Annotated in this window: 22 protein-coding genes and 1 pseudogene; 18 read left to right on the top strand and 5 right to left on the bottom strand. The window is 62.4% G+C overall.

Going from position 1 to position 25,422, the window contains the following annotated elements; genetic code table 11:
- Positions 1-111 precede the first annotated feature (111 nt).
- Entirely contained in the window at positions 112-1,203 is a 1,092-nt protein-coding gene (locus BM438_RS37085; RefSeq protein WP_093644989.1) for a YeiH family protein, read from the bottom strand.
- Between the two features lie 120 nt (positions 1,204-1,323).
- On the opposite strand from BM438_RS37085, the gene BM438_RS37080 reads away from it, so the two are divergent.
- From BM438_RS37080 to BM438_RS37045, 8 genes are all read left to right on the top strand, one after another.
- Positions 1,324-2,304 (top strand): LysR family transcriptional regulator, encoded by a 981-nt coding sequence (locus BM438_RS37080; RefSeq protein ID WP_093644987.1) that lies wholly within the window; start codon positions 1,324-1,326, stop codon positions 2,302-2,304.
- Between the two features lie 149 nt (positions 2,305-2,453).
- A complete protein-coding gene (locus BM438_RS37075) occupies positions 2,454-3,227 on the top strand; it encodes a sugar phosphate isomerase/epimerase family protein (RefSeq protein ID WP_093645040.1) in 774 nt (257 codons plus the stop codon).
- 144 nt (positions 3,228-3,371) lie between these two features.
- On the top strand, positions 3,372-4,355 hold the full coding sequence (locus BM438_RS37070) for a sugar kinase (RefSeq protein ID WP_093644985.1): 984 nt from the start codon (positions 3,372-3,374) through the stop codon (positions 4,353-4,355).
- A 231-nt stretch (positions 4,356-4,586) separates the two neighbouring features.
- Complete coding sequence (locus BM438_RS37065; protein ID WP_093644983.1) at positions 4,587-5,882, top strand: MFS transporter; 1,296 nt, start codon at positions 4,587-4,589, stop codon at positions 5,880-5,882.
- A 4-nt stretch (positions 5,883-5,886) separates the two neighbouring features.
- On the top strand, positions 5,887-6,852 hold the full coding sequence (locus tag BM438_RS37060) for a 2-hydroxyacid dehydrogenase (RefSeq protein ID WP_093644981.1): 966 nt from the start codon (positions 5,887-5,889) through the stop codon (positions 6,850-6,852).
- Positions 6,849-7,958 (top strand): LacI family DNA-binding transcriptional regulator, encoded by a 1,110-nt coding sequence (locus BM438_RS37055; RefSeq protein WP_093644979.1) that lies wholly within the window; start codon positions 6,849-6,851, stop codon positions 7,956-7,958. The genes BM438_RS37060 and BM438_RS37055 overlap by 4 nt, the downstream gene beginning before the upstream one ends.
- An 82-nt stretch (positions 7,959-8,040) precedes the next feature.
- Positions 8,041-8,844, top strand: coding sequence for a YhfC family intramembrane metalloprotease (locus BM438_RS37050; RefSeq protein ID WP_093644977.1), 804 nt, complete (start codon positions 8,041-8,043; stop codon positions 8,842-8,844).
- 100 nt (positions 8,845-8,944) lie between these two features.
- Positions 8,945-9,313: a DUF3022 domain-containing protein gene (locus tag BM438_RS37045; RefSeq protein ID WP_093644975.1), complete on the top strand. Its 369-nt coding sequence runs from the start codon at positions 8,945-8,947 to the stop codon at positions 9,311-9,313.
- 96 nt (positions 9,314-9,409) lie between these two features.
- Here BM438_RS37045 and BM438_RS37040 read toward each other — a convergent pair whose 3' ends face one another.
- The gene (locus BM438_RS37040; protein ID WP_093644973.1) at positions 9,410-9,847 is read right to left on the bottom strand and encodes a PGDYG domain-containing protein; all 438 of its coding nucleotides are present in this window, start codon (positions 9,845-9,847) and stop codon (positions 9,410-9,412) included.
- A 178-nt stretch (positions 9,848-10,025) separates the two neighbouring features.
- Positions 10,026-10,542: pseudogene (locus BM438_RS37035) on the bottom strand (Spy/CpxP family protein refolding chaperone).
- A gap of 187 nt (positions 10,543-10,729) precedes the next feature.
- Between BM438_RS37035 and BM438_RS37030 the strand changes: the two are divergent.
- From BM438_RS37030 to BM438_RS37020, 3 genes are all read left to right on the top strand, one after another.
- The gene (locus BM438_RS37030) at positions 10,730-11,614 is read left to right on the top strand and encodes a LysR family transcriptional regulator (RefSeq protein ID WP_093644969.1); all 885 of its coding nucleotides are present in this window, start codon (positions 10,730-10,732) and stop codon (positions 11,612-11,614) included.
- A 151-nt stretch (positions 11,615-11,765) separates the two neighbouring features.
- Positions 11,766-12,224 (top strand): Lrp/AsnC family transcriptional regulator, encoded by a 459-nt coding sequence (locus tag BM438_RS37025; RefSeq protein ID WP_054039581.1) that lies wholly within the window; start codon positions 11,766-11,768, stop codon positions 12,222-12,224.
- A gap of 225 nt (positions 12,225-12,449) precedes the next feature.
- Positions 12,450-13,547 (top strand): saccharopine dehydrogenase family protein, encoded by a 1,098-nt coding sequence (locus BM438_RS37020; protein ID WP_093644967.1) that lies wholly within the window; start codon positions 12,450-12,452, stop codon positions 13,545-13,547.
- 192 nt (positions 13,548-13,739) lie between these two features.
- Here the strand turns inward: BM438_RS37020 and BM438_RS37015 are convergent, their stop codons facing one another.
- Positions 13,740-14,360: a P-loop nucleotide/nucleoside kinase family protein gene (locus BM438_RS37015; protein WP_093644965.1), complete on the bottom strand. Its 621-nt coding sequence runs from the start codon at positions 14,358-14,360 to the stop codon at positions 13,740-13,742.
- Positions 14,357-14,506, bottom strand: a complete 150-nt coding sequence (gene cydX, locus BM438_RS37010; RefSeq protein ID WP_093645038.1) for a cytochrome bd-I oxidase subunit CydX — start codon at positions 14,504-14,506, stop codon at positions 14,357-14,359. The genes BM438_RS37015 and cydX overlap by 4 nt, the downstream gene beginning before the upstream one ends.
- 275 nt (positions 14,507-14,781) lie before the next feature.
- Here cydX and BM438_RS37005 point away from each other — a divergent pair, with 275 nt between their 5' ends.
- The 7 genes from BM438_RS37005 (at position 14,782) to BM438_RS36965 (ending at position 25,252) form a co-directional block, all read left to right on the top strand.
- Positions 14,782-15,222 carry a hypothetical protein gene (locus BM438_RS37005; protein ID WP_093644963.1) on the top strand — a complete coding sequence of 147 codons (441 nt, stop codon included), beginning with the start codon at positions 14,782-14,784 and terminating at the stop codon, positions 15,220-15,222.
- A 245-nt stretch (positions 15,223-15,467) separates the two neighbouring features.
- Positions 15,468-16,445 (top strand): magnesium/cobalt transporter CorA, encoded by a 978-nt coding sequence (gene corA, locus BM438_RS37000; RefSeq protein WP_093644961.1) that lies wholly within the window; start codon positions 15,468-15,470, stop codon positions 16,443-16,445.
- A gap of 348 nt (positions 16,446-16,793) precedes the next feature.
- Positions 16,794-17,756: a sugar ABC transporter substrate-binding protein gene (locus BM438_RS36995; protein WP_093644959.1), complete on the top strand. Its 963-nt coding sequence runs from the start codon at positions 16,794-16,796 to the stop codon at positions 17,754-17,756.
- A 343-nt stretch (positions 17,757-18,099) separates the two neighbouring features.
- On the top strand, positions 18,100-19,140 hold the full coding sequence (locus BM438_RS36990) for a LacI family DNA-binding transcriptional regulator (protein ID WP_093644957.1): 1,041 nt from the start codon (positions 18,100-18,102) through the stop codon (positions 19,138-19,140).
- Positions 19,141-19,623: 483 nt separating this feature from the next.
- Positions 19,624-21,426, top strand: coding sequence for a methyl-accepting chemotaxis protein (locus BM438_RS36985; RefSeq protein WP_093644955.1), 1,803 nt, complete (start codon positions 19,624-19,626; stop codon positions 21,424-21,426).
- A 315-nt stretch (positions 21,427-21,741) separates the two neighbouring features.
- Positions 21,742-22,503, top strand: coding sequence for a hydratase (locus BM438_RS36980; RefSeq protein ID WP_093644953.1), 762 nt, complete (start codon positions 21,742-21,744; stop codon positions 22,501-22,503).
- Positions 22,504-23,329: 826 nt separating this feature from the next.
- Positions 23,330-25,252, top strand: a complete 1,923-nt coding sequence (locus BM438_RS36965; RefSeq protein WP_054039598.1) for a PrkA family serine protein kinase — start codon at positions 23,330-23,332, stop codon at positions 25,250-25,252.
- Positions 25,253-25,422: the final 170 nt, after the last annotated feature.

The following is a 25,422-nucleotide window of genomic DNA, read 5'->3' as shown; positions in this document are numbered from 1 at the left end:
TGCGCGAACGGATAACGTTAGCAACCAGTATGCCGCGCATGAGTGACAGATGGTTCTCCTGAACGCACAAAACCCCGCACGCGGCGGGGTTGACGGGGAGGCGGGAGCGTCTTAGCCGAACAGGTGCTGGACGGTCCATGTGATACCCAGTCCGCCGGCAATCAACCACACATACAGGATGAAGCCGGTGGTCAATGCGCGTGGGCCGGCCTGACGGATTTGCGCGATACGGGTTTCGATACCGAGCGCGGTCATGGCCATGGTGAGCGCGAAGGTGTCGAGCATGTTCAGCGTGCTGGTCGTGCTTTCCGGCAGGACGTGCAGCGAGTTGATCACGACGAAGGCGAGGAAACCGAGCGCGAACCAGGGAATCGCCAGCTTGCGCGGGGCGTGTTGCTTGCCGTCTTCGGCCGTTGCGGAGGCGGCCGCGTTGCGCGCCGAGCGGTTCACCCACATGCCGACGACCAGCAGCACCGGCACCAGCAGCATTACGCGGGTCATCTTGACGATGGTGGCGATGTGGGTCGCTTCCGGGCTCACGTTGCTGGCCGCGCCGACCACCTGCGCCACTTCGTGAATGGTGCCGCCGAAGAACAGGCCGGCGCCAACCGTGTCGAGATGCAGCCAACCTGCCTTGAACAGCACGGGGTAAAGGAACATCGAGAGGGTGCCGAACAGCACCACGCTGCCTACCGCCATCGCGCTCTTATGCGGCTTGGATTGCAACGTCGATTCGAACGCGAGCACAGCCGCCGCGCCGCAGATCGCGCTGCCCGCCGCCGTCAGCAGCGCGGTGTCGCGGTCGAGCTTCATGATCTTCATGCCGGCCCACGTGCCGATTACCAGCGTGCTCACGACGATCAGCACCGATTCAGCGAGACCGGGCAAGCCGACCTGGGCGATTTCTTGCAGGCTGACCCGCAGCCCGAAAAACGCCACGGCGATGCGCAAGAGTTTGCGCGCCGAGAAGTTGACGCCGGCCGCCCAGCTTTCGGGCATGCCGTCGCGCAGCGCGTTGCCGTAAATGGCGCCGGCTACGATGCCGACGATCAGCGGGCTCAGACCCAGGCCGGCGATGGCCGGGATCGACGCGATGCGGGTCACGGCCGCGGCGAAGAGCGCAACGAACAGAATGCCGTTGAGTTGGCCGCGGGTCGATGACCCGGCGGGGGCGGCGGAAGCGGTGAGGTGAGCGGTGGACATGGCGTAGCGCCTTCCTATGACTGTCGTGATTCGATAGGCCCAATCCTAAATTAGATATATCGATATGAAAAATCGTGATTTAGAATGTGAAGTATCAGTTCAACGGATATTTATCCTGCCATGACCCCGGATCAACTTATAACGTTCGCCGCTGTCGCCGAGCATCGCAATATCAGCCGGGCGGCTGTGGCGTTGCATCTGTCGCAGCCGGCCGTATCGGGACAATTGCGCCAGTTGCAGGACGAATTCGGCGAGCCGCTTTATCTGCGCGACGGGCGTGGCGTGCGCCTGACGCCCGCCGGCGAGCAACTCGCCAGCTATGCGACGCGGCTGCGCGATACGTGGCGGCAGGCGCATGCGTATCGCGACGCGCTGCGCGGCCTCGAGCAGGGCACCTTGCGCATCGGCGCAAGCACCACGCCGGCGAGCTATCTGCTGCCGTACCTGATCGCCGATTTTCATCGCCACTATCCCGACGTGACGCTGCATACCGCCGACGGCAACACCACGGAGATCGTCGGCGCGCTGGGCTCAGTGGATATCGCGATGATCGAAGGTCCTGTGGGCTCGGATCTACCGCCGGACACCGCGGTGCACGCGTGGCGCGAGGATGAGATCGTCGCGATCATGCCGCGCACGCATCCACTGGCGGTGGCGCAGACGGGTGGCACGGGTACGGGTACCGCTGGCGCGGCAGGTGGAGTGGATGGGGGCGGAGCGTCGGGAGCGGTGGAAAGCGGAGCGGCTGTCAACGGCGGACGGGTGGATCTGGCGGCCTTTGGCGCGCATCCGCTAGTGCTGCGCGAAGCCGGGTCGGGCGTGCGGCAGATCGTCGAGCGGGCCTTTGCCCGGGCGGGCGTGCCGATGCGGGTGGCGCTGGAGATTGCCGGGGTCGAAGGCGTCAAGGAGGCGGTGCGGGCAGGCATGGGTATCGGTTTCGTTTCGGCGATGTCGATGCGACACGAGGACGGCGCGCTGTGTCTGTTCTCGTTGAGCCCGGAGCCGCTGACGCGGCGGCTGTCGATTCTGGTGCCACATGCGAGTGCGCCGTCGCGGGTGGTCGAGCAGTTCCTCGCGCTGTGCCTTGCTGATGGACCCTGATGGAGGTTTCCTGGGGATTTCCACTATGGTGCATGACACCTCGCCCGGCGCACTATTCGGGCATCGCAAGCGCCTCGGCGCTTTTTTTCGAAACGTGTTTGGAACCGGTTCCAAATGCCGATCATGAGCCAGATTTGAGTAATTTCGACATGACTGACGTAGTGGACGTGGTGATCGTCGCAAGCGCATTCGGGATGGATGCGGTTCGCACGCACGGTCATCTGAAGTGGGCCGGCGCGAGCAAACGGGCCGGCGCCATGGGCTTCGAAGTGCGTCGCGAACTCTTCGCCGACGAAGCAGACGCCGCGCCGCAGGCGCTACGCGCGCTCGGCGAGGAAATTGCGGCGCTCGGGCTTTGGTCGGTCTACTCGACGCCCGCGTCGCTGTACACGCCGGATGGCTGGCTCGACGCCGACGCACTGCGCGTCTCGATTGAAGAAGCGATCGCATTGGGCGCGCGCTTTGTGAAGCTGCAACTCGGCGGGTTTGGCGCCGAGGCTAACGCCGCAGTGATTGCCGATTACATGCGCTGCGCGGACGTGCGGCTCGTCGTCGAAAACGGTCAACTGGCCGAAGGCGGATCGCTCGCGCAATTCACCGGCCTGTTCGAAGCGTTGGAGCGTGAGGGCCACGCCGGCCTGCTCGGCATGACCTTCGACATCGGTAACTGGGCCTGGCGCGACGTCGCGCCGCTCGATGCCGCCGGGTCGCTGGCTGCGCACGTCGAATACATCCATTGCAAAACGACGGTGGGCGAGGGCGCACGACGCTTTCCCGCCGCGCCGACCGCCGGTGACACGCAGTTCGCCGCGGTGCTCGACAAGCTGCCGCGCCACGTGCCGCGCGGCATTGAATTTCCGTTCGATGCGAATCGTATCGATGCGGACGCGGCGCACTACGTCGCATGGCTGGCCGCCGCGTAAGCGGCGCGTAGGACCTGAGAGAGCGGTACCCAAAAAATGCCCGGCAAGAAGCGCGTGTGGCGAAGTGCACGCGGCAAGGGCGGAAGCATGCAGAAAAGCGCAAGCAAAAGACAGGCAGCAAACAGGAACACGCAGGAGCGAAGCATGAGCAACAAAAACGCAGCACTCGATGTCATCACCTACGGCGAAGCGATGGCCATGTTCGTGGCCGCCGAGACCGGCGCACTAGCCGGTGTCGGGCAATTCACCAAGCGCGTCGCGGGCGCCGATCTGAATGTGGCGATCGGCCTGTCGCGATTGGGTTTCAAGGTGGGCTGGATGAGCCGCGTCGGTAACGATTCGTTCGGCCAGTACGTGCGCGACACGCTGACGAGAGAAGGCATCGACCAGCGCTGCGTGACCACCGACGAGCGCTACCCGACCGGTTTCCAGCTGAAGTCGAAGAACGACGACGGTAGCGATCCGGCCATCGAATACTTCCGCAAAGGGTCCGCGGCGAGCCATCTGTCGTTGGCTGACTATGTGGCCGATTACGTGCTGCCCGCGCGTCACTTGCATCTGACGGGCGTGGCGCCGGCCATCTCAGCCAACTCGTGCGAACTCGCATTCCATCTGGCGCGTGAAATACGTGCCGCAGGCAAGACGATCTCGTTCGACCCGAATCTGCGCCCGACGCTGTGGCCCTCGCGCGCCGCGATGGTCGAAGGTTTGAATGCGCTCGCCGCACTGGCTGACTGGGTGCTGCCCGGTATCGGCGAAGGCGAGATTCTGACGGGTTACACGAAGCCGGACGACATCGCCAGGTTTTATCTGGACCGAGGCGCGCGTGGCGTGATTATCAAGCTCGGCGCAGAAGGCGCGTACTTCCGCACCGCCGACGATGCCGCCGTGATCGCCGGGCAGCCGGTCGTGAACGTAGTGGATACGGTGGGTGCGGGCGACGGTTTCGCCGTCGGCGTGGTCAGTGCATTGCTCGAAGGTAAGACACTGCCGCAAGCGGTCGCACGCGGCAACCGTATCGGCGCCCTGGCGATTCAGGTGATCGGCGATTCGGAAGGCCTGCCGAGCCGCGCCGAACTCGACGCGCTCGAACGCGCCGACGTGCCGCACATTGCAACCGCGGCTTGAGCGTTTGAGCCTCGCATAACGAGCGTTCAATCGTTCAGCACTAGCTGGCTCGATAACAGCAAGAGCGCCCGAACAGCGCCCCATGACCGTCCATCATTGCTTCGGGAAGCCGTTAGCAACTTTCTTGCATGGGACCGGAGTAAGTGCTTTGCATGGGACCAGAGTAAGCGCTAAAGCGCTAACTCTGGTCGACAGCTAAAACGCTAACTCTGGTCGACAAAGGAGACTTCCATGACTTCATCGCTTGCGATTCGCCGTTGGTGGACGATCATGCCGATCGTATTCATCACGTACAGCCTCGCTTACCTCGACCGCGCGAACTTCGGTTTCGCGTCGGCCGCCGGCATCAATCAGGATCTCGGCATCAGTAAGGGCTTGTCGTCGCTGATCGGCGCGTTGTTCTTCCTCGGTTATTTCTTCTTCCAGATTCCCGGCGCGATTTACGCGGAACGCCGCAGCGTGAAAAAGCTCGTGTTCTGGAGCCTGATCCTGTGGGGCGGGTGCGCGGCGCTGACCGGCATGGTCAGCAATATCCCCTCGCTGATGGTGATCCGCTTCGTGCTCGGCGTGGTCGAGGCCGCGGTGATGCCGGCGATGCTGATTTTCATCAGCAACTGGTTCACGAAGAGCGAGCGCTCCCGCGCCAACACCTTCCTGATTCTCGGCAATCCGGTGACGGTGCTGTGGATGTCGGTGGTCTCCGGCTATCTGGTGCATTCGTTCGGCTGGCGTCACATGTTCATCGCCGAAGGCGCGCCGGCGATTCTCTGGGCGGTGTGCTGGTGGTTCATCGTGCAGGACAAGCCGCAGCAGGTATCGTGGCTCACGCAGCAGCAGAAGGACGATCTCGCCGAAACCTTGCGCGCCGAACAGGCCGCTATCAAACCGATGCGCAATTACAGCGAAGCGTTCCGCACGCCCGCCGTGATCAAGCTGTGCGCGCAATATTTCTGCTGGAGCATCGGCGTGTATGGTTTTGTGTTGTGGCTGCCGTCGATCCTGAAGAACGGTTCGACGCTCGGCATGGTCGAAACCGGCTGGCTTTCGGCGCTGCCGTATCTGGCCGCAACGATCGCCATGCTTGCGGCTTCGTGGGCATCGGATAAACTCAACCGCCGTAAAGTGTTCGTGTGGCCGTTCCTGCTGGTTGGCGCGATCGCGTTCGCCGCGTCGTACGCGCTCGGCTCCACGCACTTCTGGCTGTCGTACGCGTTGCTGGTGATTGCCGGTGGCGCGATGTATGCGCCGTATGGACCGTTCTTCGCGATCGTGCCGGAGCTGCTGCCGAAGAACGTCGCGGGCGGCGCGATGGCGCTGATCAATAGCATGGGCGCGCTCGGTTCGTTCGTCGGTTCGTACGTGGTCGGCTATCTGAACGGCGCGACCGGAACGCCTGCGGCATCCTATGCGTTCATGAGCGTCGCCCTGATCGCCGCGGTGATTCTGACGTTGATCGTCAAACCGCAGGCACAAGCACAGCCGCAGAGCAAGGGCGCCACGCTCGCTACACCGTTGCAAGGAAAATAAGCTGATGAAGAAGATCGTTGCCTGGAAATCGCTGCCTGAGGATGTGCTCGCCTATCTGCAGCAGCATGCGAAAGTCGTGCAGGTCGATCCTGCACAGCACGACACGTTCGTCGCCGCCTTGAAGGACGCGGACGGTGGCATTGGTTCGAGCGTGAAAATCACGCCGGCGATGCTCGAAGGCGCAAGCAGGCTGAAGGCCTTGTCGACCATCTCGGTGGGTTTCGATCAGTTCGATGTTGCCGACCTCACGCGCCGCGGCATCGTGCTCGCGCACACGCCGGACGTGTTGACCGAGTCCACGGCGGATACGGTGTTCTCGCTGATCCTCGCGTCGGCGCGGCGCGTGGTCGAACTCGCGGATTGGGTGAAGGCGGGCGAGTGGAAGCACAGCATCGGACCTGCACATTTCGGTGTCGACGTGCAGGGCAAGACGCTCGGCATCGTCGGGCTGGGCCGGATCGGCGGCGCGGTTGCGCGGCGCGCGGCGCTCGGTTTCAACATGAAGGTGCTGTACACGAATCGCAGTGCGAACGCGCAGGCGGAACAGGCATACGGCGCGCGCCGCGTCGAGTTGGCGGAGTTGCTCGCCACCGCTGACTTCGTCTGCCTGCAAGTGCCGCTCACGCCCGAGACGAAGCACATGATCGGCGCGGCCGAATTCAAGTCGATGAAGAAGAGCGCGATTCTGATCAACGCATCGCGCGGCGCCACGGTCGATGAACAGGCGCTGATCGAAGCTCTGCAAAACGGCACGATTCACGGTGCGGGTCTGGACGTGTTCGAGACCGAGCCGCTGCCGGCCGATTCGCCGCTGCTGAAAATGGCCAACGTGGTCGCGTTGCCGCACATCGGCTCGGCGACGCACGAGACCCGCCATGCGATGGCGCTTAACGCAGCGGAAAACCTCGTTGCCGCGCTTGACGGTACGCTCGCGACTAATATCGTCAACCGTGAAGTGCTGAAGAAATGAGCACGACGCCGCTTGCCGCCCCGCGCCGCGCGACGATTACGGACGTCGCGCGCGAAGCCGGCACGGGCAAGACCAGCATCTCGCGCTATCTGAATGGCGAGATGAGCGTGCTGTCGCCGGAATTGCGCTCGCGCATCGAGGCGGCTATCGAGCGTCTCAACTATCAGCCGAACCAGATGGCGCGCGGCCTCAAGCGTGGCCGCAATCGCCTGATCGGCATGCTGCTCGCCGACCTGACCAACCCGTATTCCGTCGAAGTGCTGCAAGGCGTGGAAGCCGCTTGTCATGCGCTCGGGTTGATGCCGCTGATCTGCCACGCGGCCAACGAAGTCGAAATGGAGCGGCGCTATCTGCAACTGCTGACCACGTATCGCGTGGAAGGCGTGATCGTCAACGCGCTTGGCGTGCGTGAGGAAACCCTGCGGCCGGTGGGCGGCGGCGGGATTCCGGCGGTGCTGGTCGACCGTTCGGTGGATGGGCTCGTCGCCGACATGGTCGGGTTGGACAACCGGGCGGCCGCCGAGCTCGGCACGCGGCATCTGCTCGACAATGGGTTCGACGATATCTGGTTTGTCGTGCAGCCCTTCGAGCAAGTCAGTTCGCGGCAACTGCGCGAGGCGGCGTTTCGCGAGGTGATGAGCGGCGTGGGCGGCGCGCGTGGGCATACGCTGGTGCTGAATCTTGCGGAGCCGGCAGCCGTCGAGCGCGCTCTTGCCGAACTGGACCGCGCAATTGACGCGGATGGCGGCCTTGGCGATGCCGTGGCCAGCGTGACAGGTAACGCGACAAGCAGCGTCACAGTTCGCACCGGTGGCAAAGCCAGCCGCATCGCCTTGTTCGCGGCCAACGCGCCCGTCGCGCTGTGCCTCGCTCTCCATTTGAAAGCGCGCTACGGCGCGGATTGGCAGGCGCGCGTCGCGCTGCTGTCGATCGACGATCCCGAATGGGCCGAATTGACGGGTATCACCGCGATCCGCCAGCCGACCTACGAGATCGGCTATCGCGCGGTCGAGTTCCTCCACGAGCGCATCGAAGGGGTTCAGGCCACCGCGCGCGACTGCCTCCTGCCAGGCGAATTGATCGTCCGCGCCTCAACTTTGCGCTGACTTTGCGCTGACTTCGCGCTGATCTGCGATCATTCGGGCTGCGGCGCGCAGCGGGTGCGCGCCGGTCATCGCAAGGAAACCCATGGTTGTTGCACCGCTTACCCTCTCGAGCCTCGCCGTCGCGACGCTGTTCATCGCCGCTTTACCGTTCCTGATCTACCGCCGTTTGCGTCGGCCGCTCGCGCTGAACCCCCGCGACGCGATCACCGGCATCGCCGTGTTCGCGCTGTTCGCGATGGTGATCGAGCGCGCGCTGAACGACTACGTGCTGCATCGGAACGAAGCGACCGCCACCTTCCTGTCCAATCCGGTGGCCTTCGTGGTGTATGGCGCGCTGGCGGCGGGTATCTGCGAGGAAGTGGGGCGGTTCATCGGGATGCGGCTGCTGCTCAAGCGCGCGGCAGCGAAGTCCGCTGCGGGCACCGGTGACGGTACGGCGCTGACCTATGGCCTCGGCCACGGCGGCGCTGAAGCGTGGCTGGTCGGCGTGCTGGTGCAGATTCAATGGATCCTGTTCGCCATCTTCGAAAACCGCGGCGAGCTGGACGGCTATCTGAGCAATCTGCCGACCGACTCGGTGATGCGCATCCACCTGATTCTCGCCAGCCTGACGCCGCAGACGGCCGGCATTTTCGCGCTCGAACGTGTGGCCGCGCTGGTGTTCCAGATCGGCTTGTCGCTGCTGATGTGGCGTGGGTTGCGGGCTGGCTGGCGCGGCATCCTGCCGCTCGCGATTGTGTTGCACGCGCTGGTCGACGTGCCGGCTGCGTTGTTCCAGGCGCAGCTCGTGCCGCTCGCTGCCGTGGACGGCGTGTATGCGGTGGGGGCGGTGATCGTCGCGGGCTTGTTGTTCAGAGCGTTCCGTCGCCCGACGCTTGCCGCGTGAGTCGTTTGTGAACCGCCTGTTACACCGGCCATCCGTGATTCTCTAACTTTCGGCGTACCCTTGCGGTACGCAGTTCAGGCTCATCCTTTCGGCACACTTCATGGAAGAAGCTTACCAATACGACTGCGCGAATCCCGAGTTCGAGGAATTGGCGCGCGTTATCAGCGATCTGTTTCCCGAGCAGACGCAGTTCATCCAGCGTGCGGGCGAAGACGGCACGCCGACGCTGGCGATTCACTGGGTTGCCATGCGTTTCGGTTCGACCGCGCGCCGGATTGTGATGACCGTGCTGATCGCGCCGACGGCGTTGGCGCGTTATCGTGCCTTGCCGGCGCGGCTGCGAGGCCGGAGTTTCGCCGTGTTACGGGCATATGTCGAAGCGAGTATTGGCTCGCTTGAAGAACAGTACGCGAACGGCGACGCGGTGCCGCGCGATGTGACGGTGGATCTCGGCGACGAGTTTGCCTGAAGCGATTGGCTCGAGACAGCCGGGCCATTGGGTAGAAGGCGGCCTTTTCGCGCCCAGCCGGCCACGATTCAGCGGCAGTGAATCATAGGCTGTGACTCAGTCCGCGAGCCGATAAACCTTCGCGAAGCGTGCGGCCTGCACCACACCGTAGTCGCCGGGGGCGTACTGCATGATCCAGTCGCCGGCCGCGCCGTGCAGCACGTCGCCGCCACTCGCTGAACGTGCCAGTGAAAACGCTTCATTCATCTGCTTGGCCAGCACGACAGCGGGACGGTTACGGTATGCGCCCGCTTCGCCGTGAGCGAGCGCGGCGTCTTCCGGCAGGTATTTGGCATCGAAACGTTCACGCGAGACGACCCAGCGGTCGCCGGTCGACCCGGTGATCAGCGCGTCGCCGCGGGCATAGCGGTTCGGGCCTTCCAGGCTCATCAGTTCGCCTTCGGCAGCAGCAAATTCAACGCGCACGGTTTCGTTTTTGACGACGCGCTGGGTGTCGTCATCTTGACTCAGATCGAGATTTTTGAGTTCGGTCATGAAGCGAGTGGATGTGGAGAGATGAACAGCCTGGCCAGGACCTTGCGTCCCGACGCTGCATACTCGCAATCATGCCAGATGCATTTGAAGATCGGGTTCTTTTGCCAAGGGCAATAGAACTGCGCGCAGCGCGGAAACCCGCGCCGCGCGCCATCAACCGTGTAATGTAACTAATTTCTTACGGCTTCAGAGTCGCATCATTCCGCAGCGGCCGGTGCCTTCTTGGCGCCGCCCTTGCCCTGGTGACGATGGCCGCCTTCAGGACCGCCCTGATGGAACGTCACGTCGGCAAGTTTCTTCTGCTCAGGCGAGAAGCTGCTGTACAGCGGATCGAACGCATCGACCAGTTTCTTCATGCCGTCCGCATGCGCTTGCGCGATCGTGGCGTATTGCTTCATGTCGTCGATCGCCGACAGATTCGTGTTGGCCTTGCGCTGCTGGAACAACTGCCCCATCGTCTCGCCATTGCCGCGCATGACATCGGCGAACGCGTTCCATTGCGATTCCTGCGCCGGCGTGATCTTCAACTGCGTGTGCAGATAGGCGATGCGGTCTTCGACATTGCGCTCGTGGCCTGCTTTGGCGGCCGGCGCCGAAGCCGGGGTGCCCGTCGGTGCCGAGGCCGGTGCGGAAGTTTGTGCGAATGCGCCGCTCATGGCGACTGCGGTGGCCAGCATTACGAGTGCTTTTTTCATCGAAACTCCTGATGTCTGTTCGAATTATGACAAGGCGAGCATGGCGAGCGGCCCAACGCGCGTTCGCATAGCGACGCAAGGCGACCGGCTGCCCACTTCGCCGTCGCCGCTATTAGTATCACGATATCCCTACAATGCGGCTGCAGTGCGACAAACGCTTACAACCGAAACGAACAGGAAATAGCGGGTGGACAAATTCGTCAGCATGGAAATCTTCGTTGCGGTGGTCGAGGCGGGCAGTCTCACGGCGGCCGCCGAGCGTTTTGACATTTCGTCGGCGATGGTGGGCAAGCACATCCGCTCGCTTGAAACGCGGCTCGCGACGCGGCTTCTGACGCGTACCACGCGCCGTCAGAGCCTGACCGAAATCGGCCGTCAATACTACGACCAGTGCCGGCGCATTCTGGCCGACGTCAAGGCGGCGGAGTCGCTCGCCGAGGCCATGGCGGCCGCGCCGCGCGGGGTGCTGAAAGTGACGGTGCCGCTGACCTACGGCGTCGAGGTCTTTGCCCCGGCGATGACCGACTACCTGAGTGCGTGGCCGGACGTGAGCCTCGAACTGGATCTGTCGAATCGTGTGATTGACCTAGTGGAAGAGGGCTTCGATGCGTCGGTGCGCATCGGCCGCTTGCCGGATTCCAGTTTCGTCGCGCGGCCGTTGAAGCCTTACCGGATGCGCGCGTGCGCGTCGCCGGCGTATCTGGCGCGGGCCGGCACACCGCGTACGCCGGCCGATCTCGTGCAGCACGAATGCCTCGGCTTTCTGCATTGGGGCCGTGAGGGCTTGTGGCGGCTAGGCGGCGAGGACGCGGACGAAAACCAGCTGCGCGCCGGACGGTTCCGGGCGAACAACGGCCAGGCGCTGAAGGTTGCGGCATTGCGTGGCTTCGGGCTGGTGTTGCAGCCGGAGGCGCTGCTTGCGAGGGAGATCGCCAGTGGCGAACTGGTGTCGGTGCTGGAGGACTATCTGCCGGAGGGCGCGCCCGTCCATCTGCTTTACTCACGCGACCGCCGCGCCACGCCCAAGCTCACCAGCTTCATCGATTTCGTGATCGAGCGGTTCGGGGCGTGATCGTGCCGCTTGCCAGGCTTCGTTTCCCGTTTCGCGCTCGTTGTTAGCCGTTCATCATTGCGTCACGCATGGCTCGGGGTTCCTCTGCCTGCCGCCCGATGCCCAGGACGCGCGATAATCCTTCACAACCGACCAACTTCCTTCGCCCCCGATGAGACCTCCGCGCCTCGACCAACTCGACGATCTCGACCGCAACCTCGTTGCGCTGCTGCAAGCCAACGCCCGTGAGAGCGTCGCCAACCTCGCGCGTCAACTGGATGTGGCGCGTACCACTGTGATCGCCCGGATCGCCAGGCTCGAGCGCAGCAACGTGATTGGCGGCTATAGCGTGCGGCTCGGCCAGGACGTACTCGACTCGAGCATCCAGGCGTACGTCGGCATCATCATCGCGCCGAAGTACGGGCCGGCCGTGCAGAAACGTCTCGGCAAGATGCCCGAGGTACAACTGCTATGCGCGGTGAGCGGCGAGTTCGACTACGTCGCGTGGCTGCGCGCCGATTCGCCCGACCGCCTCAACGATCTGCTCGACGAGATCGGCGGCCTGGAAGGGGTGGAGCGAACCACCACGTCGATCATTCTTGCACGCAAGATCGACCGCGGCATGGTGTGATCCTACGGCCAGATTTTTACGCCGTTTTGACATGTTTTCGACATATCGACCGATCATGTCGTCATAACGTCGAAGTTCATGGTCATAGCGCAGCACTTTGCGCGTATGAACTGTTTTTGCTTCTCCCTAAACTGTGTCTCAAGGGTTCAGCCCGCCGGGCGCAGCGCCTTAGCGCAGCGCACTTCCCAAGCTGGAGACAGCATACACAGAACAAGGAGAAGCGACATGAAAGTAGCCATCGTTGGCGCAGGTTTGATCGGTCACACCATCGCCCATATGTTGCGCGAAACGGGCGATTACGACGTCGTCGCATTCGACCGCGATCAGCATGCGCTCGATAAGCTCGCCGCCCAGGGTATCCCGACCCGCCGTGTCGATTCCGCCGATGCCGCCGCACTGCGCGCCGCCATTCAGGGCTTTGACGCGCTCATCAACGCACTGCCGTATTACCTGGCGGTGAACGTGGCCTCGGCCGCCAAGGGCGCGGGCGTCCATTACTTCGATCTGACCGAAGACGTGCGCGCCACCAGCGCGATTCGTGCAATCGCCGACGACGCCGATCACGCCTTCATGCCGCAATGCGGTCTCGCACCGGGTTTCATCGGCATCGCCGCGCATGAACTGGCGAACCGTTTCACCGAAATCCGCGACGTGAAAATGCGCGTCGGCGCGCTGCCGGAGTTCCCAACCAACGCGCTGAAGTACAACCTGACGTGGAGCGTCGACGGTCTGATCAACGAGTACTGCCAGCCGTGCGAAGCGATTCGCGACAGCCGGACGCAGTGGGTGCAGCCGCTGGAAGGCCTCGAGCACTTCTCTCTCGACGGTACCGAATACGAAGCCTTCAATACGTCCGGCGGGCTGGGTACGCTATGCGAAACGCTGGCGGGCCGCGTCGAATCGCTGGACTACAAGTCGGTGCGTTATCCGGGCCACCGCAACCTGATGCAGTTCCTGCTGGAAGACCTGCGTCTTTCGAGCGACCGCGATACGCTCAAGACCATCATGCGCCGCTCGGTGCCCGCGACCGCGCAAGACGTCGTGCTGGTGTTCATCACTGTGAGCGGTATGCGTGACGGTCAACTGGTGCAGGAAGTCTTCACCCGCAAGATCTTCGCGAAGACCGTGTGCGGCGTGCCGATGAGTGCCATTCAGATCACCACGGCCGGCGCGATGTGCGCGGTGCTCGATCTGTTCCGTGAGCAGAAGCTGCCGCAAAGCGGTTTCGTGCGTCAGGAACAGGTGTCGCTGCGCGACTTCCTCGCGAACCGCTTTGGCCAGTTGTACGAAGGGCAGTCGCTGGATGCGATGGCAACGGTGTAAGCCGCGGCTGTCGCACTGAGGTTGCAAAAGAGGCTCAATACCGAGGGCCGTGCGACGACGCGGTAGTGATTGCCGCGAGCAACGAAGCAGGTCTCGTAGAAGGCCGCTTGAAAAACGCCCCGTTATGCGGGGCGTTTTTCGTTTGAAACGCCGGTGCTATGCACGCAGTTGCACTGGCTGTGACATGGGCTGCTACACAGGCAGCGGCGGCAGCATCGCCGGCGGCGCAGGCGGCTCGCCCACGAGGCGTGCGAGCAACGCTTCGTAATCCGCGCGGGTTGGGGCGGTGTTGTCGAACATCAACAGGTCTTCGCAAATATCGCCGCTCGGCACGAAGCGGCGCTGCCGATACTCGTCCCAGTGCGCGAGTTTGTAGGCATCGTTCGGATTGCCGCGCGCGAGGATGCGCTGGTGCGCCATTTCTTCGGACACATAGACCCAGATGACCCGCAGTGTCACGTCCGCGCCGATACCAAGCCAGGCGCGATCGAAGAGGCGCCGCTCGCGCACTTCGCGCGAGAGCGGCCCGACCACCAACGCGCTGATGCCGAGTTCGAGATTGTCGCGGGCGGTATCGAGCAGGCCGCGATACTCGGGATCGCGCAGGTGTTGCAGAAAAAGCGGGCTGTCGCGGTCGTTCGGATCGCCGGTCAGCATGGCCATGGCGGCCGCGCTGTAGCCGCCGAACAGCGTATCTTTGTCGAGCAGGCAGAAGGGCGTCGCGCTCGCCTGCATCAGCGGGCCGATCAGCTTCTTCGCCAGGGTGGTTTTGCCGGTGCCGGCGTGACCGCAGAAGAAAACCAGGTGGGTCACGAAGACGTGTCCTCGGGTGCCGCGGCCGGGGTGCCGGCGTGCTGCGGGTCACGCGCGAATTTGCCGCTGGCCTCCAGCCACATCACATTGATGATGCCGAAGCCCAATGCCACGCCGATGCCGAGAATCCAGGTGAAGTACCACATCGCGGTCTCCTTGATCGTGTGTCCGGCGAGGCAGCCGGTGAGGCATTGCGCATAGCCGGTACAGAGAAGCAAACATGCGGGCAGATAAAGGTAGCATGCGGCGGATCCGAGGGTAAATCCGCAGCGCGCGGCACCCACAGCGCAGCACTTTGCAGCGATCATGAAGAAGAACGCAGCAGCGCGCAAGAGGGCGCAAAGACAGTTGGCCGTTCGGCCAGGATCGCACAATGCGCCTATAACAAGAGCAACACCACCAACAACACGGGAGACCCAGCATGCCGATGCGTCCGCACTTCCACTGCAAAGCCGCGCTGCTTGCGCTGGCTATCGCGTCGCTCGCCGGTTGCGCCTCGACACCTGCCGAGCCCGTCCCGTTCAAGGAGGTGCCGCAGGCGCGCATCGTCCAGCCCGGTTATACGGAGCCCGGAACCGGGCTGGTCGCCGTGGACGTGCGGCGCGAACGTTCCCGCGACGTTATCGTCCGGTTTCGCGATGCGCTGGTGTATATCGACGGCGAGCAGGTCACCGATCTGATGAACGGGGAACATGTGGTTTTCTATCTGAGCCCGGGGGTGCATCGCATCGGCGTCTCCACGCAATTCGATCCGGTCGTGGAAATGCGCTTTACGGTCACGGCGGATACACGCTATACAAACCGCGCCTCGGTCACCTTCGACGGCGATCACGGCATCGCTTTGCGCCGGGTTGCGCAATGACGCAGGGCAGGGGCTGACACCTGCGGGATTGCGGCGGGGGTGTATCGACCTGCGTCGAACCGTACCTGCTGCCGCACACAAGCTTTAACGATGTTTCCAGTCTGACCATTTAACAATTGGATACATGACAGTCACGCAGAGCCCTTAACATGTCGGCTGTCGTGTATTCGTTCACTCAGATTCGCCACCGGGCTTACGCATAGTGCGAAGCCGGCCGGTCTGTTCCGTTTTCAAGGTAATCCAACATGCTAATCAATTGCGCCGCCTATCAGGACGGCCGGAAGCTGGCCGATATCGATATCGATAGCATCAGCGACTATGTGGCGCGGCCCGAGTGCTTCGTCTGGGTTGCGCTGAAAGACCCGGAGCCGGAAGAACTGGCTGTGATGCAGCACGAGTTCGGTCTGCACGAACTTGCGATCGAAGATGCGCAAAACGGCCATCAGCGTCCGAAAATCGAGGAGTACGGCGAGTCGCTATTCGCCGTCATACATACGGTGGAAATGGACGAAGCGGGTGAACTGCTGATCGGCGAGGTCGACGTATTCGTGGGACACAACTATGTGCTGTCGGTGCGCCGCGGTACGCGCACCGGGTTCCAGAATGTTCGCGCCCGTTGCGAGCGCGAGCCGGAATTGCTCAAGGAGGGCTCGGCATTCGTGCTGTATGCGCTAATGGACGACATCGTCGATCGTTATTTTCCGATCCTCGAGACGATGAACAACGAGATCGAAGCACTCGAGGACCGCATTTTCGAGCGCAACAATTCGGTGGCATCACGGGCAATCATTGAGGATCTGTATTCGCTGAAACGCCGGCTCGTGATCCTGCAGCATCACATCGCGCCGCTTCAGGAGGCGGTCGGCAAATTGACGGGCGGCCGGATTCCGAGCGTCTGCGGCGGCATGCAAGCCTATTTCCGTGACGTCTACGACCATCTCGATCGGATCGTCAGGATCATCGATGGCCGGCGCGAACTGGTTGTGACCGCGGTGCAGGTCAATCTGGGGATGATCTCGCTGGTCGAAAACGAGGTGACCAAGCGGCTCGGCTCGTTTGCGGCATTGTTCGCCGTGCCGACCATGATCGCCGGTATCTACGGGATGAACTTCGAGACCATCCCGGAGTTGCATTACAAGTTCGGCTATCCAATCTGTCTTGCCGTGATGGTGATCGTGGATCTGATCCTTTACTGGCGCTTTCGCAAGTCCGGCTGGCTCTGACGCGTCGCTAGTCCATCGCCCCGCGTGGTTCTCCGCTTGCACCGTGCGCAATAAAAGTCCAGCATAGGCGGCCCGCCGGCCGCTAAGCTTGCAGCTGGCGGTAAATCCGCCACGCACAGACTGAGCGAGGAACCGTTGCCAGAACACAGCCTGTCGGTGCGCCTGTTCGCCGCACCGCGCCGACGCCATCGAGCGCATCGCATCGACGCATTTTCTGCGAGCCGACGCACCGCAACACTGCGAATCGTTGACACTGCGGAAATGGCACGCTGAGAATAGGCCTCGCAAACGTTTGCGCACTACTAAAAATACGGCTCGCCGCGAGCCCAACAAACCCTGGAGATTGGCATGAGCCATCGCATTCGCCGCCGCATGCTGGCGGCCGCTGTTCTCGTCACCGCTACCGCCGCTTTTCCGTTTTCCTCTGCTTACGCGCAATCCGCGCCCGCTCATAAGCCGAAGGTCGCGCTGGTGATGAAGTCGCTCGCCAACGAGTTCTTCCTGACCATGGAAACCGGCGCGAAGGACTATCAGAAACACAATGCCTCGCAGTTCGACCTGATCACCAACGGCATCAAGGACGAAACCGACACGGCGAACCAGATCCGCATCGTCGAACAGATGATCGTCTCGAAGGTCGATGCGATCGTGCTGGCACCGGCTGATTCGAAGGCGCTGGTGCCGGTCGTCAAGAAGGCCATCGACGCGGGCATCATCGTCGTGAATATCGACAACCGGCTCGACCCGGACGTGCTCAAGTCGAAAGACCTGAACGTGCCGTTCGTCGGTCCGGATAACCGCAAGGGCGCGCAGAAGGTCGGCGACTATCTGGCCAAAAAGCTGAAGGCGGGCGATGAAGTCGGCATTATCGAAGGCGTGTCGACCACCACCAACGCGCAGCAACGCACCGCGGGCTTCAAGGACGCCATGCAGACCGTCGGTGCAAAGGTCGTGTCGGTGCAGTCGGGCGAATGGGAAATCGACAAGGGCAACGCGGTGGCGTCGGCGATGCTCAATGAGTATCCGAACCTGAAGGCGCTCCTCGCCGGCAACGACAATATGGCGATCGGCGCGGTCTCGGCCGTGCGCGCGGCCGGCAAGCAGGGCAAGGTGCTGGTGGTCGGCTACGACAACATCAACGCGATCAAGCCGATGCTCAAGGACGGTCGCGTGCTCGCCACCGCCGACCAGTACGCCGCCAAGCAGGCCGTGTTCGGTATCGACACCGCGCTGAAGGCGATCAGCGAGCACAAGAAGCAGTCGCAGCTGTCCGGCGTGGTGGAAACGCCGTGCGACCTCGTGACCAAGTAAGCGTCGGGCAGTAGGTGCCGAAATACGCACCGCAAGAAGCACCACAAGAAGCACCACAGGAAGCACCACAACACGCCGAGGCACGCGGGTTCGCGCTTACGCCGCTGCATGCTGAATGCATGACAAAAGGCGCGCGAACCCGCGTCAATTCAATAAACGCTCAAGAAACCTCCTGAGCCGCCGTTAATTCCAGAGGTAAGCGACAAGGCCACCGGCACGCGGCTTGTCGGATCAGTGCGATTAAAGCAAGTATTCATGGGTGTGGTCTGTCTTCGAGGAAGACGTCCGGTGGGTCGCCAGATGGCGTGGCCGGCGGGAACAACAGGCAGGAGAGCAACAGGTTATGGCGACGATCAAGGATGTAGCGGCCGTGGCAGGCGTGTCGTTCACGACGGTATCGCACGTGGTAAACAACTCACGGCCGGTGTCGGCCGACGTGCGCGCGAAGGTCGAACACGCGATCCGTCAGCTTCACTATGTACCGTCGGCGGTGGCTCGCTCGCTCAAGGCGCGGGCGACGGCGACGATCGGTCTGGTGGTGCCGAACAGTACGAACCCGTATTTCGCGGAGATGGCGCGTGGTATCGAGGATGGTTGCTCGCGCAACGGTTACTGCCTGTTCTTCTGCAATTCCGACGACGATCCGGCCAAGCAGCGTAACTATCTGCGTGTTCTGCAGGAAAAGCGTATCGACGGACTGATCGTCGCCTCCGCGGGCGACGACGCGGTGCTGGCGCAGGCGCTTGCCGACGCCCGCGAGCCGCTGGTCGTCGTGGACCGCAATATCGAGGGCGTGAACGCGGACCTGGTGCAGATCGACCACGAGAAGGGCGGCTATCTTGCGACGCGTCATCTGCTCGAACTGGGACACGTGCGGATCGGCTGCATCACCGGGCCTGTCAAGACGGCCGTGAGCGCCATGCGGGTACACGGTTTCATCCGCGCCATGACCGAACGCGGTATCGAGATTCCGGCCGGGGCCATTGTCGAAAGCGATTTTTCGGGAATGGGCGGTCATCGCGCGGCGGGACAACTGTTCGACACCGTGAAGCCGTCGGCGATTTTTGCCGGCAACGACATGATGGGCATCGGCGCGTTGCGCGCCGCGGCGGAGCGCAATATCAGCGTGCCGCGCGATTGCTCGATCATCGGTTTCGACGACATCGAACTGGGACGATTCACCTATCCGGCGCTCTCGACGGTCGGGCAGTCAGTCCGCGCGCTCGGTGATATGGCCGCGCAGACGCTGATCGAACGCATTGCCGGTACCTCGTCGGGCAGTCCGCGAGCGCTGGGTCGCCGGCGGGTCGTGTCGCCGCGCCTGATCGTGCGCGAATCGACCGCAACATGGGCCGGCTTGGCGAGACGCGATATGGCGGCCTGATATCGCTTGTCGTGTTCCCGGGCGTGAGCCGGAAGGCTTCGCGGCCGGTCTTCCATGCGGCTTTTTGCGGGCTGCTGAATCGCGCGCGAGAGTTGAGCGCCGACCCGGACTTAAGCGCTTCCCACCCGTCTTCGAGCGCGCCATTGCGCGCCCAAGGTCCCGGATCGAAAGTCCCGCTTTAAACCCCGTCTGAATCCGTTTCGCCTATCCGCGTTCGGCGCTTTCGCGCCGCGTGAATGCAATTCCCCGAATGCCCAAAACGCCGTGCGAGCGCCGCACAGACACGGCCTGTCAGTGTTTTGTAATTTCTTCCAATTGTTTACAACGTCTTTCTTCATACCATATAAATCCTTCAAGTATGCCGATCAGGTGCCGTAAACAAAACTATTAGAGCGCCGCCTCAGATCAGCGCCATGTACGCAGAGCCACACGCTACCCCGCGCTGCGCACGCAGCCTCTTATTTGTTAAGTACAGGAACGAGCATGTTGAACAAAGGCATCACGATCAAGGCGCGGATTGGCCTCACGATGGCTTTCCTCGCCGCGCTGCTGGTCGCCATCGGCGTTTTCGGTTTGTTCGGCATGAGCCGTTCGAACGACGCTTACAAGGATACGTTCGCCAACGCAATGCCGAGCGCGGTCAATATCGGCAACGCCGAGTTGTTTGCCGCGCGCGAGCGGCTGGCGCTCGACCGGGCCGCGTTCATGATGGGCACGCCGGAGGTGGCGGCGACGATCGAACGTGCGCGTGCGATGCGCGCGGCGTCCGACATGTGGTGGAAAAAATATATGGACCTGCCGCGCGACACCGGTGAAGACCGTCTCGCGCAGGACGTGATCGCCAAGCGCGATGCACTGCATCAGCAATTGGAGTCGTTTTCGGCAATCATTACGGCGAACGACCAGAGCAAGGTTGTCGACGGCGCCAAGCGCCTGCAGGTGGCATACAACGACCTCTCCACGGCGGACGACGCGCTGCGCAAGTTCCAGTTCGAATCGGCCAAGCAAGGTTACGACTCCGCGCAAAGCAGTTTCGAAGTGTTCCGTATGGTGAGCGTTGGCGCACTGCTCGTCGGCGTGCTCGCCGCCGTGCTGTCCTACCTGACGCTCAGCCGCGCGATTGCCCGCCCGCTCGAGGCCGCCCTCGGTCATTTCGACGCGATCTCCGCCGGCGATCTGCGCCGCCCGGTCGTGGTCACCTCGCGCGACGAAATGGGGCAACTGCTGGAAGGTATCGCCAAGATGCAGCGCAGTCTCACCGAAACGGTGCGTACGGTGCGCAGCGGCAGTGAATCGATTGCGACGGCCACGCGCGAGATCGCGGCCGGCAATATCGACCTGTCCTCGCGAACGGAAGAGCAGGCGTCGGCGTTGCAGGAAACCGCGTCGAGCATGGAAGAGCTGACCGGCACGGTCAAGCAGAACGCCGACAACGCCCGCCAGGCGAGCTCGCTGGCGGCCAATGCGTCCGAGATTGCCAACAAGGGCAGCGCGGTGGTCGGCCAGGTGGTCGGCACGATGGGCGACATCAATCAGAGCTCGGCGAAGATTGCCGACATCATCTCGATCATCGAAGGGATTGCGTTCCAGACCAACATCCTGGCCCTGAATGCGGCCGTGGAAGCGGCGCGGGCCGGCGAAGAAGGGCGCGGGTTCGCGGTGGTGGCAGGCGAAGTGCGCAGCCTCGCGCAGCGCTCGTCGGCGGCGGCCAAGGAAATCAAGGAACTGATCGACACCTCGGTGGAGCGCGTGCAGTCCGGCTCGGCGCTGGTCGACGAAGCCGGCCGCACCATGACCGAGATCATCGGTGCGGTGCAGCGCGTGACCGACATCATGGGCGAGATCGCGGCGGCCTCGGAAGAGCAAAGCAGTGGCATCGACCAGGTCGCGCGCGCCGTCACGCAGATGGACGAGGTGACGCAGCAGAACGCAGCGCTGGTCGAAGAAGCCGCTGCGGCAGCGTCTTCGCTCGAAGATCAGGCCGGCAAACTGCGTTCGGCGGTCGCGGTGTTCCAGCTCGAAGAAAGCGGTTTCAAGGCGCCGGTGAGCGCGGCGCCGAAGCGCGCGGCCGCGCCGGTTCGCCCGGCGGCGGCACGTAAAGTGCCACATGCGGTGCCACATGCGGTGTCACACGCCGTGTCACATTCCGCTTCACAAGCCACCCCGGCAGCGAGGACGTCTGCTGCGCCCGCAGCGACACAGGCACCGGCTGCCGCCGCGCCGACGAAGGCACCCGCACGGGCAGTGGCGAGCGCCGGAAGCGATCAGGATTGGGAAACTTTCTGATCGTTGCAACATTCGTTCCCGATGATGCATCAGACGGAACGGCGCTTGTGCGGATCGGCCGCATGACGATAAAGACCGCGATTGCGCATGCAACCGCGGTCTTTTTTCATGGTCTGCGCACTAAGTAACGTTCACATGCGTTGTCGACACCCTGGTAAGCGTCATGATCCGGTACATTGACGGGCGCGACTACCGCTTGTATCGGCAAATCGCCGCCAAAGGCAGTCAACGCGCGGACCGTGAGCCCGCTTTTCCCAACTGCTGCAACTCAGCGCGGCAACCCAACGCTCAACGCGCCAGCCATAAAGGACCGACATGACGCAATACGACCTCGCGCACCGCCTCGTCGAAGCCCGCCGGCAGCATCGCCCGATCGATGCGCCCCCACTCGACAGCCTGCCGCCTGACGCAGCAACCGCGTACGCGATCCAGCAGGCCGTGATCGTGGGCCTCGGCGACTCGACCGGTGCGTGGAAGATCGGCGCCAGAGCGCCGGGCGGGGCCGCCGCGGGCGCGCCGATTCCGGCTTCGCTGGTGCTGCCGTCGCCCGCGCGGGTGGCCCATACCGGCTTTTTCCGGGTGTTGGTGGAGCTGGAGGTCGCCTTCCGTTTCGCCGAGGCGATCGAACCGCGCGGCCGGGCTTATGCGCGCGATGAGGTGCTGTCGAAGGTCGGCATGGTGCTGCCGACCATCGAGATCGTCGATAGCCGCTTTGCCGAGTGGCCCAATGTCGCGCCGCTCGCACAACTGGCCGACGCACAGAACAACGGCGCCTTGATCACCGGTCGTCCGGTTGCCTATGCGGGTCTTGCGCGCAGCTTCGATTTCGTATCGCCGGAGCTCGAGCTGAGTTTCGACGGCAACTCGCTGGTGCCCGAAGCCACGGGTAATCCGGCCGGCGATCCGCGTGAACTGCTGGTGTGGTTCGTCAACCATTGCGCCGCCATGGGCATCACCATCGAGCCGGAATGGACGATCACCACCGGTTCGTACGTCGGTGCGCACAATGTGGACAAGCCGGGCATCGTGCGCGGCCACATCGACGGCCTTGGGGAAGTGGAGATTGAACTGACCTGAGCGAGTCATCGTGTACTTGTAACGGCGCGCGTATGAGGGTCCGCTTGTAACCGCAGATTACGAAGCATCACGCAAACGGCTGCCCGCGGGCGGCCGTTTTACATTTGCCGGCGCATCTGCACTGCGCGCTTAGCCGTATACACCTATGAAGTGGCCCGATGCGCTGCCGTGATCCAGTTATACACGCGACTAACCATGTCGCCGACGCGGTTAATACGCGAGGCATGCATGGGCAGCGAGCAGCGGCAACACACCGCCCTTCATGCGAAATAGTGCGGAACAATACAGCCGTCGCGTTGACGAACCGCTTGACGCTGCGTCGGTGAAGCGCGTCGCAGGTGATCACGGCGAACGAACATGTAACACTGCGCATGTCGCTGTAGACCAAACAGCGAAGCCGCGCGTTGATGAAAAAAGGTCCCGGGCACAGAAAACGCATGACGTCCGTGCTCGATGCACGAAAGTGTGCGCATGCAGACAGGCTGTCCGGTAGAGCAGTGGGATCGTTCGATGAACGAGACGATTCGTGTAACGGAGGATGGCGAACCGTGCTGGTCAGCGCTGGTCAGTATGGCGAGCAGAGGGCGCAGGAGAGGCAGTAACGTGAGCCGGCAATCGCTGCACATTCGCTGTGATGTGAGCGGAAGATTGTAGGTGAGCGAATCTGTGTTTCCAAGTGAGGAATGTTGGGAGGCGGGTACGGCGCGATTTTCGCAACGTAGTTCGTGAAAAAAAATTTAAAAGGGTTTAGGATGAATTCGAGCGATGTCGTTTCCGAATAGCGCGCCGCGCACGACATCGGTCTAGACTTCGGCGAGGAGGTAGCATGGATATCTACAGCAGTTTCGCGACCCGCTTCGAGAAAACGCGAGAAGATGAACTCTCGCTCGAGGAGTATCTCGCGCTCTGCAAAGACAATCCCGCCGCGTACGCTACGGCTGGCGAACGCATGTTGACGGCAATCGGTGAACCAGAACAGATCGACACTCGCAACGATCCGCGCATGTCGCGTATCTTCGCGAACAAGGTCATCAAGGTATACCCCGCATTCCGTGAGTTCTACGGAATGGAAGAGGTGATCGAGCAGGTGGTCGCCTACTTCCGGCACTCGGCCCAGGGGCTCGAAGAAAAGAAACAGATTCTGTATCTGTTGGGACCGGTCGGCGGCGGTAAATCGTCGATCGCGGAACGTCTGAAGCAACTCATGGAACGTGTGCCGTTCTACTCGATCAAGGGCTCGCCCGTGAACGAGTCGCCTCTCGGTCTGTTCGATTACGACGAGGACGGTCCGATCCTCGAAGAGCAATACGGTATCCCACGCCGCTACCTGAAAAACATTCTGAGTCCGTGGGCGGTGAAACGCCTGCACGAATACAACGGCGACATCCGCAAATTCCGCGTGGTGCGACGCTACCCGTCTATCCTTCGTCAGATCGGTATCGCCAAGACCGAGCCGGGTGACGAAAACAATCAGGACATTTCGTCGCTGGTCGGTAAGGTCGACATCCGCAAACTCGAACAGTACGCCCAGGACGATGCGGACGCATATAGCTACTCCGGTGGCTTGTGCCTTGCGAACCAGGGCTTGCTCGAGTTCGTCGAAATGTTCAAGGCGCCGATCAAGGTCTTGCACCCGCTGCTTACCGCGACTCAGGAAGGCAACTTCAAGGGCACGGAAGGCTTCGGTGCAATCCCGTTCGACGGCGTGATCCTCGCCCACTCGAACGAGTCGGAATGGAAGGCGTTCCGCAATAACCGCAACAACGAAGCACTGCTCGACCGGATCTTCGTCGTGAAGGTGCCGTACTGCCTGCGCTATGGCGAAGAGGTCAAGATCTACGAGAAGCTGCTGCGCAATTCGTCGCTGGCCAGTGCGATATGCGCGCCAGGTACGTTGAAGATGATGGCGCAGATGTCGGTGCTCACGCGCTTGCAGGAGCCGGAAAATTCCAGCCTGTTCTCGAAGATGCAGGTGTACGACGGCGAGAATCTCAAGGACACCGATCCGAAGGCGAAGTCGTATCAGGAGTATCGTGATTTCGCTGGCGTGGATGAAGGGATGACCGGTGTGTCGACCCGCTTCGCGTTCAAGATCCTGTCACGCGTATTCAACTTCGATTCGACGGAAGTCGCGGCGAACCCGGTGCATCTGATGTACGTGCTCGAACAGCAGATCGAGCGCGAGCAGTTCCCACCGGAAACCGAGCAGAAGTATCTGTCGTTCATTAAGGACGTGCTGGCGTCGCGCTATGCCGAGTTTATCGGTAAGGAGATTCAGACCGCGTATCTGGAGTCGTATTCCGAGTATGGTCAGAATATTTTCGATCGCTACGTGACGTATGCGGACTTCTGGATTCAGGATCAGGAGTTCCGCGACCACGACACCGGCGAGAGTTTCGACCGCGCGGCGCTGAACGCCGAACTGGAGAAGATCGAGAAACCTGCGGGCATCAGCAACCCGAAGGACTTCCGCAACGAGATCGTGAACTTCGTGCTGCGTGCGCGGGCTGCGAATGCGGGGAAGAATCCCGCGTGGATCAGCTACGAGAAGCTGCGCGTCGTAATCGAAAAGAAGATGTTCTCGAACACGGAGGAGCTGTTGCCGGTGATCTCGTTCAACGCCAAGGGTTCGGCGGAAGAGCAGCGCAAGCACGAAGACTTCGTCAATCGCATGGTGACGAAGGGCTACACGCCGAAGCAGGTGCGCTTGCTGTGTGATTGGTATCTACGCGTGCGCAAGTCGTCATGATACGCACTGCGTGCCGCCCGCGCGGTCTGACCGCGCGGGCACCTTGCGAGCCGCAAGTTGCATGGACATAGCGTTGCGTTTGCCGACATGCCTATTGCAACGTACGTCTCGCGCAGCGGAAATTGCGACTGCATAGGACCGGAGTAAGCGCTAAAGCGCCAACTCCGGTC

The sequence above is a fragment of the Paraburkholderia aspalathi genome (assembly GCF_900116445.1).
In the GTDB taxonomy this organism is placed as follows: domain Bacteria; phylum Pseudomonadota; class Gammaproteobacteria; order Burkholderiales; family Burkholderiaceae; genus Paraburkholderia; species Paraburkholderia aspalathi.
Note: the sequence above shows the minus strand (reverse complement) of the source record. Positions and strands in the feature narration are given on the sequence as shown.